This is a genomic window from Protofrankia sp. CiP1_Cm_nod2, from assembly GCF_920664355.1.
Classification (GTDB): domain Bacteria; phylum Actinomycetota; class Actinomycetes; order Frankiales; family Frankiaceae; genus Protofrankia.
On sequence record NZ_CAKKTL010000249.1, the window covers coordinates 1 to 7,297 of the forward strand.

General features: G+C 71.6%; 6 protein-coding genes and 1 pseudogene. All 7 read left to right on the forward strand.

What is annotated here, in order from left to right:
- Positions 1-708, forward strand: a pseudogene (locus NBW84_RS20660) (elongation factor 4); the annotation flags it as partial.
- 273 nt (positions 709-981) lie between these two features.
- Positions 982-1,188, forward strand: coding sequence for a hypothetical protein (locus NBW84_RS20665; RefSeq protein ID WP_250286549.1), 207 nt, complete (start codon positions 982-984; stop codon positions 1,186-1,188).
- A 196-nt stretch (positions 1,189-1,384) separates the two neighbouring features.
- Positions 1,385-2,722: a radical SAM family heme chaperone HemW gene (gene hemW, locus NBW84_RS20670; RefSeq protein WP_250286551.1), complete on the forward strand. Its 1,338-nt coding sequence runs from the start codon at positions 1,385-1,387 to the stop codon at positions 2,720-2,722.
- A gap of 217 nt (positions 2,723-2,939) precedes the next feature.
- A complete protein-coding gene (hrcA, locus tag NBW84_RS20675; RefSeq protein ID WP_250286553.1) occupies positions 2,940-3,959 on the forward strand; it encodes a heat-inducible transcriptional repressor HrcA in 1,020 nt (339 codons plus the stop codon).
- Positions 3,959-5,104 (forward strand): molecular chaperone DnaJ, encoded by a 1,146-nt coding sequence (dnaJ, locus tag NBW84_RS20680; protein ID WP_250286556.1) that lies wholly within the window; start codon positions 3,959-3,961, stop codon positions 5,102-5,104. Before hrcA ends, dnaJ begins: the two co-directional genes overlap by 1 nt.
- A 68-nt stretch (positions 5,105-5,172) precedes the next feature.
- Entirely contained in the window at positions 5,173-6,036 is an 864-nt protein-coding gene (locus NBW84_RS20685) for a 16S rRNA (uracil(1498)-N(3))-methyltransferase (RefSeq protein WP_250286557.1), read from the forward strand.
- 204 nt (positions 6,037-6,240) lie between these two features.
- On the forward strand, positions 6,241-7,269 hold the full coding sequence (locus tag NBW84_RS20690; RefSeq protein WP_250286560.1) for a PhoH family protein: 1,029 nt from the start codon (positions 6,241-6,243) through the stop codon (positions 7,267-7,269).
- The last annotated feature ends 28 nt before the right edge of the window (positions 7,270-7,297 follow it).

The window sequence follows — 7,297 nt, forward strand, 5'->3', positions numbered from 1 at the left end:
GCGCCGAACGTGGTCTACCGGGTGGTCATGGAGGACGGCGGCGAGACGATCGTCACCAACCCGAGCGACTGGCCGGCGGGCAAGATCTTCGAGGTCCACGAGCCCGTCGTGGACGCCATGGTGCTGCTGCCGTCCGACTTCGTCGGCCAGGTCATGGAGCTCTGCCAGGGCCGGCGCGGCACGCTGGGCGGGATGGACTACCTGTCGACCGACCGGGTCGAGCTGAAGTACCGGCTCCCGCTCGGGGAGATCATCTTTGACTTCTTCGACGCGCTGAAGTCGAAGACCCGGGGGTACGCCAGCCTCGACTACGAGCCGGCCGGCGAGCAGGTGGCCGACCTGGTCAAGGTCGACATCCTGCTGCAGGGGGAGGCTGTCGACGCGTTCTCCGCGATCGTCCACAAGGACAAGGCGTACGGCTACGGGGTCGCGATGACCTCCCGGCTGCGGGAGCTGATCCCGCGTCAGCAGTTCGAGGTACCGATCCAGGCCGCGATCGGCAGCCGGATCATCGCCCGGGAGAACATCCGCGCCATCCGCAAGGACGTCCTGGCCAAGTGCTACGGCGGTGACATCACCCGCAAGCGCAAGCTGCTGGAGCGGCAGAAGGAAGGAAAGAAGAAGATGAAGACCATCGGCCGCGTCGAGGTCCCGCAGGAGGCATTCATCGCGGCGCTGTCCACGGACGTGTCCAAGAACGGGAAATAAGTCTGCCGTCCGTGGCTGGGCGGTGACTCCGGCCGCCCTCCGGGCGCCGGTGCGGCCGTGCTCCCCCCGGCCTCGCGGGATTCCTCCCGGAGCCGGCGGCCAGGCGGGCCGGTCCGGGAGGCCCGGGCTTCCTGAGCTGTCCGTGTTGCCTGTCCGGGCTGCTCAGGGGGTTCGTGCGGACGAAGGGGGCAGTCGGATGGGTTCGGTGGCGGGTTCGTCATGGCTGGCGGGGCCGGCCGATCCGGCCAGGGTGCCGGATCGGTACTCCGTCGCGTGAGGGGGAAGAAGATCCTCGATGTTGTCGAGGACACCGCGCACGGCGTCGTCATTCATGCGATTTATTTTTCCGGACGCGGGACCACGAGCTCACGACGCTTCACCTATATTGACCAGTCGATTATCAATGTCAGGTCAACGTCGCCACCGGCCGTGGCCGCGGTGGGGTTCCGGGCGTATTCGGCGGCCGTATTGGGCGGCTAAATCCGACAGATCCGATAACTGAATATAAAGATCATAATATAAAGATCATGGAGTGGCTGCGGCCCGGGGCGCCCCGCTCACGGGCCGCGCGGCCCGGGGCGCCCCGTGAGCGGGCCGTACGGCCGTCGAACGGCAGGCGGGCGCTGGAGGCGGGCACGTGTTGGAGGCGGGCACGGTGTCGTGAGTCGGGCACACTATGGTCATGCCGCACATCTCGACGGCCGGCCCGGCCCTCGGTCAGCCCGGCGCAGCCGGCCCCGGCGAGCCGGGCCGCCCGGCACACCCGGCACACCCGGGAGGCCCGCGGGGCACGGGCTCCCCAGCCGCCGGGGGCGGCCTCCAGAGCTGGGACGGTGTGCTCCCGGCGCGGGCCACGGACACCCTCGGCAGCCGCCCGTTCGGGGTCTACGTGCACGTCCCGTACTGTGCGGCCCGCTGCGGCTACTGCGACTTCAACACCTACACCGCGACCGAGCTCGGGCCGGGGGCCGCGATCGGCACGTTCGTGGCGACGCTGGCGGCCGAGTTCCGCCTGGCCCGGGCCGTTCTCGGCCCGGCCGACGTCGCGGTGTCGACGGTCTTCGTCGGCGGCGGGACGCCGACCCTGCTGCCCGCCGAGGACCTCGCGCTGCTGCTCCGGATGATCGACACGGAGTTCGGTCTCGCCGCCGGCGCCGAGGTGACCACGGAGGCGAACCCCGAGTCGGTGGATGCCGCCGCGCTGGAGCGGCTGGCCGCCGCCGGGTACACGCGGATCTCGTTCGGGATGCAGAGCGCCCGCCCACACGTGCTCGCCGCGCTCGACCGCCGGCACACCCCCGGGCGCGTCCCGGACGTGGTCGGCTGGGCGCGCAAGGCCGGCTTCGCCCACATCAACCTCGACCTGATCTACGGCACCCCCGGTGAGTCCGCCCGGGACTGGCAGGAGAGCCTGGACGCGGTGGTCGCGCTCGAGCCCGACCATGTCAGCGCGTACGCGCTGACCGTCGAGGACGGCACCCGGCTGGCCCGGCGGATCCGGCGCGGCGAGCTGCTCCCGCCCGACGACGATCTCATGGCGGACCGCTACCGGCAGGCCGAGGAGGCCCTGACCGCGGCCGGCCTGGGCTGGTACGAGATCAGCAACTGGGCGCGCGGGCCCGCCGCCCGCAGCCGGCACAACCTCGGCTACTGGCGGGGCGCGGACTGGTGGGGCTTCGGGCCGGGGGCGCACAGCCACGTCGGGGGCGTCCGCTGGTGGAACGTGCGCCATCCGGCCTCCTACAGCGCGCGGCTCGCCGCGGGCACGAGTCCCGCGGCGGCCCACGAGGAGCTGGACGACGCCGCCGCGCGCATGGAGCGGGTCATGCTCGAGGTGCGCCTGGCCGAGGGCCTCGCCGTCGGGGAGCTCACTCCCACGGGGCGCTCCCAGGCCGCCCGGCTCGCCGCGGACGGGCTGGTGGATCCCCCGGCGCTGGCGGCGGGACGCGTCCTGCTGACCCTGCGCGGCAGGCTGCTCGCCGACACCGTCATCCACGCTCTGCTGCCGGACTAGCCGCGACCGGCCGCAGCCGTCACCGGAAACACGCGTGGGGTTCCCGGTGGCGGTGACACATTTGTCCGTCTCGCCTGGTCGCCAGGACAGCTACAATTGGCACTCGCGGCAATCGAGTGCCAGAGCGTCCCGCCAGCGGGTTTCCGGCCTCGGCGGCTTCGTGTGGTCGTCGCTGACCTCGCCCGGCGGCTTCAGCGTGGCAAAGGGGTGATACGGCGTGCTGGAGGAACGGCGGTTGGACGTACTTCGCGCCATCGTCGAGGAGTTCGTGCTCAGCAACGAACCCGTGGGCTCCAAGCTGCTGGCCGAGCGCCACCAGCTCGGGGTGTCTCCTGCCACTGTCCGTAATGACATGTCCGCACTTGAGGAAGAAGGCTACATCACCCAGCCGCACACCAGCGCCGGCCGGATTCCCACGGACAAAGGCTACCGCCTCTTCGTCGACCGGCTGTCAGGGGTCAAACCGCTGTCCCGGGCCGAGCGGCGGGCCATCCAGAGCTTCCTGGAGGGCGCGATCGACCTCGACGACGTGGTCCGGCGGTCGGTCCGGCTGCTCGCCCAGCTGACCCGCCAGGTCGCGGTCGTGCAGTACCCGTCGCTGTCGTGCAGCAGCGTCCGGCACATCGAGATCGTGACAATCACGCCGGTGCGCCTGCTGCTCGTACTGATCACCGATACCGGGCGGGTCGAGCAGCGGGTCGTCGAGATACCCGAGCCGGTGGACGACCCGACCGTCAGCGAGCTGCGCACCGTGCTCAACGCGGCGCTGAACGGGCGTCGGCTGGCGGACGCGCCCGAGGCGGTCGCCAACCTGCCGGACGAGGCCCGGCCGGGGCTGCGTCCACACCTGAACACGCTGATCACGGTCGTGATGGAGGCGCTGGTCGACAAGCCGGAGGAGCGGATCGCTCTGGCGGGTACCGCCAACCTGACGCGTTCCGCCATCGACTTTGCCGATACGCTGCGTCCGCTTCTGGAAGCTCTGGAGGAGCAGGTCGTTCTGTTGAAACTGATCGGCGAGGTACGGGACCTCGATACCGTCACGGTCCGTATTGGCCATGAAAACAACGTGGATGCGTTGCGTTCCACATCGGTGGTTGCGACGGGGTACGGTCGCGGGGCGTCCGCGTTGGGTGGCCTGGGAGTGGTCGGTCCAAGGCGGATGGACTATCCAGGAACCATGGCGGCCGTCCAGGCCGTCGCCAAGTATGTGGGTGATCTCTTGGGTGCCGACTGATGGCCACCGACTACTACGAGGTGCTCGGCGTACGCCGGGACGCCTCGAACGACGAGCTCAAACGGGCCTACCGCAAGCTCGCCCGCGAGCTGCATCCCGACGTCAACCCCGACCCGGAGGCGCAGGCCCGCTTCAAGGCCGTGACCGCGGCCTACGAGGTCCTCTCCGACCCGGAGAAGCGCCAGATCGTCGATCTCGGCGGGGATCCGCTGGCGCCCGGCGGGGGAGCCGGCGGGTCGTCGTTCGGAGCCGGCTTCGGCGGCCTCGGCGACATCATGGACGCCTTCTTCGGCGGCGGTGCCAGCCGCGGGCCGCGTTCGCGGGTGCGCCGGGGCAACGACGCCCTGCTCCGTCTCGAGCTCGACCTCTCCGAGACCGCCTTCGGCACGACCCGGGACATCACCGTGGACACCGCCGTGGTGTGCGGTACCTGCTCCGGGGACGGCGCGGCGCCGGGCAGCCATCCGGTGACCTGCCCGGTCTGCCACGGGCGCGGGGAGATCCAGCAGGTCACCCGCTCCTTCCTCGGCCAGATGGTCACCTCCAGGCCGTGCACCCGCTGCGGCGCCACCGGGACGGTGATCGAGCACCCGTGCCGGGAGTGCGGCGGCGACGGCCGGGTCCGCAAGCGGCGCAGCCTCACCGTCAAGATCCCTTCCGGGGTCGAGGACGGGATGCGCATCCGGCTGTCCGGCGAGGGCGAGGTCGGCCCGGGCGGTGGCCCCAACGGCGACCTCTACGTCGAGGTCCAGGAGCGCCCCCATCCGGTGTTCACCCGGGAGGGCGACGACCTGCACTGCGAGCTGCGCGTCCCGATGACCGCCGCCGCGCTCGGCAGCACCTGCACGCTGGACACGCTCGACGGCAGCGAGACCATCACGGTCAAGCCCGGCACCCAGCCCGGCCACGTGATCACCATGAGCGGCCGGGGTATCCCGCACCTGCGTTCGGTCGGACGCGGCCACCTGCACATCCACGTCGTGGTCGAGACCCCGACCAGGATCGACGCCGAGCAGGAGCGGCTGCTGCGCGAACTGGCGAAGCTGCGGGACGAGGAGCAGCCGGCGGTCATCTCCGGCGGCAACGGCTCCGCCGACGGCCAGGGCTTCTTCTCCCGGCTGCGCGGCTCCCGTGGCACCCGGTAAGCGTGACCGTCGGTGACCCCCGAAGGGCGGCCTGACCGCTGACCGCACCCCTGTTCCACCAGGTACCGGTGCCGGACACCGCCGAGCTGACGTTGGCCGGCGCCGAGGGCAGGCATGCGGCGACGGTACGGCGGCTGCGTCCCGGCGAACGGCTGGATGTCACCGACGGGAGTGGCGTTGTCGCCGAGTGCACGGTCGTGCGCTGCCGGCGGGACGAGCTCGACTGCGCGGTGGGGCGCCGGGTCGTGCACCCGGCGCGGCTGCCCCGGCTCGTGGTGCTCCAGGCGCTGGCCAAGGGCGACCGCGGTGAGCTCGCGGTCGAGCTCATGACCGAGGTGGGGGTCGACGAGATCGTCCCCTGGGCGGCCTCCCGCTCGGTCGTGCGCTGGGCGGGGGAGCGGGGCGCCCGCGCTCACGAGCGCTGGTCGGCGACGGCCCGCGAGGCGGCGAAGCAGTCGCGGCGGGTGTTCTGGCCGCGGGTCGCCGCGCTCGCCGACACCGACGCCGCCGCCGCCCGGCTCGCCGCGGCCGAACTCGCCGTGGTCCTGCACGAGGAGGCCGCCGAACCGCTGGCCCGGATACTCGCCGCGGCGACGACGACCAGCACGGCAGTGACCAGCACGGCAGTGGCTGGCGCGGCAGCGGTCACCCCGGCAGTGGCCACGGCCGCCATGACGGCCACGGCGGCCATCGCCGGGCCGGCCAGTGCCCGGGCGGCGGCCGCGTCGCCCGGCGGACCGGCGGGCGCCCGGGCGGCGGAGATCGTCGTGGTGGTGGGCCCGGAAGGCGGGCTCACCGACGTCGAACTGGAGGTGTTCGCCGCGGCCGGGGGGCGGCCGTCCCGGCTCGGTCCCACCGTGCTGCGGACGTCGACCGCCGGCGTGGTCGCCGCCGCGGTCGTCCTCTCCCACACGTCCCGATGGGAGCGTTAGATCATGTACCCGGTGTGCCCGCGGCCGGTGTCCCGCCGGCCTTCGTTGTGCCTGTCGTGCCGGCTGTTGTGCTGGTACGGCCAGTGCGACGACCGGCCCGGCAGCCGGCCCGGGAGGTCCGACCGGCCTGAGGATCGCTACACTGAAGGACCGTACTGACTCATGTCGTTCGAGAGGTCCCGTGGCCGGCGCCGGCCGCAACCCATGACCGATTCCACCTCCCAGTCCGACCAGCGGACCGTCACGCGCATCGTCGTCCCCGGTGCGCACAGCATGGTGAGCCTGCTCGGCCACCAGGACGAGCTGTTGCGTGTCGTCGAACAGGCGTTATCGTCCGACGTCCACGTCCGGGGCAATGAGATCACCATCACCGGCCCGCCGGAGGAGAACGCGCTGGCGGCCAGGCTCTTCGCCGAGCTGATCGCCGTGCTGGAGTCCGGGGCCGAGCTCACCCCCGCCCACGTGGACCACTCGCTGTCGATGCTGCGCAGCGGCAGCGAGGAACGCCCGGCCGAGGTGCTCACCCTCAACATCCTCTCCAGCCGGGGCCGGACGATCCGGCCGAAGACGCTCAACCAGAAGCGTTATGTGGACGCGATCGACGCCCACACCATCGTGTTCGGCATCGGCCCGGCCGGTACCGGCAAGACGTACCTGGCCATGGCCAAGGCCGTGCAGGCGCTGCAGTCCAAGCAGGTCAACCGGATCATTCTGACCCGCCCGGCGGTCGAGGCGGGGGAGCGGCTCGGCTTCCTGCCCGGCACCCTCTACGACAAGATCGACCCGTACCTGCGCCCGCTGTACGACGCCCTGCACGACATGGTCGACCCGGACTCGATCCCGCGGCTGATCCAGAGCGGCACCATCGAGGTCGCGCCGCTGGCGTACATGCGCGGGCGGACCCTCAACGACGCGTTCATCATCCTGGACGAGGCGCAGAACACCTCCGTCGAGCAGATGAAGATGTTCCTCACCCGTCTCGGCTTCGGCTCCAAGATCGTTGTGACCGGGGATGTCACGCAGGTGGACCTGCCCAGTGGCACCCGCAGTGGTCTGCGGGTGGTCCGGGAGATCCTCGACGGGCTCGACGACGTCCACTTCGCGCTCCTGACCAGCACGGACGTGGTGCGTCACCGGCTGGTCAGCGAGATCGTCGACGCCTACGCCCGGTGGGACGCGGCAAGCGCGCCGCGGCCCCGGCCGGCCCAGGCCGCCCGCCGGGACCGGCGATGACGGGCCTGCCGGCCGGCAGGCCGGGGCC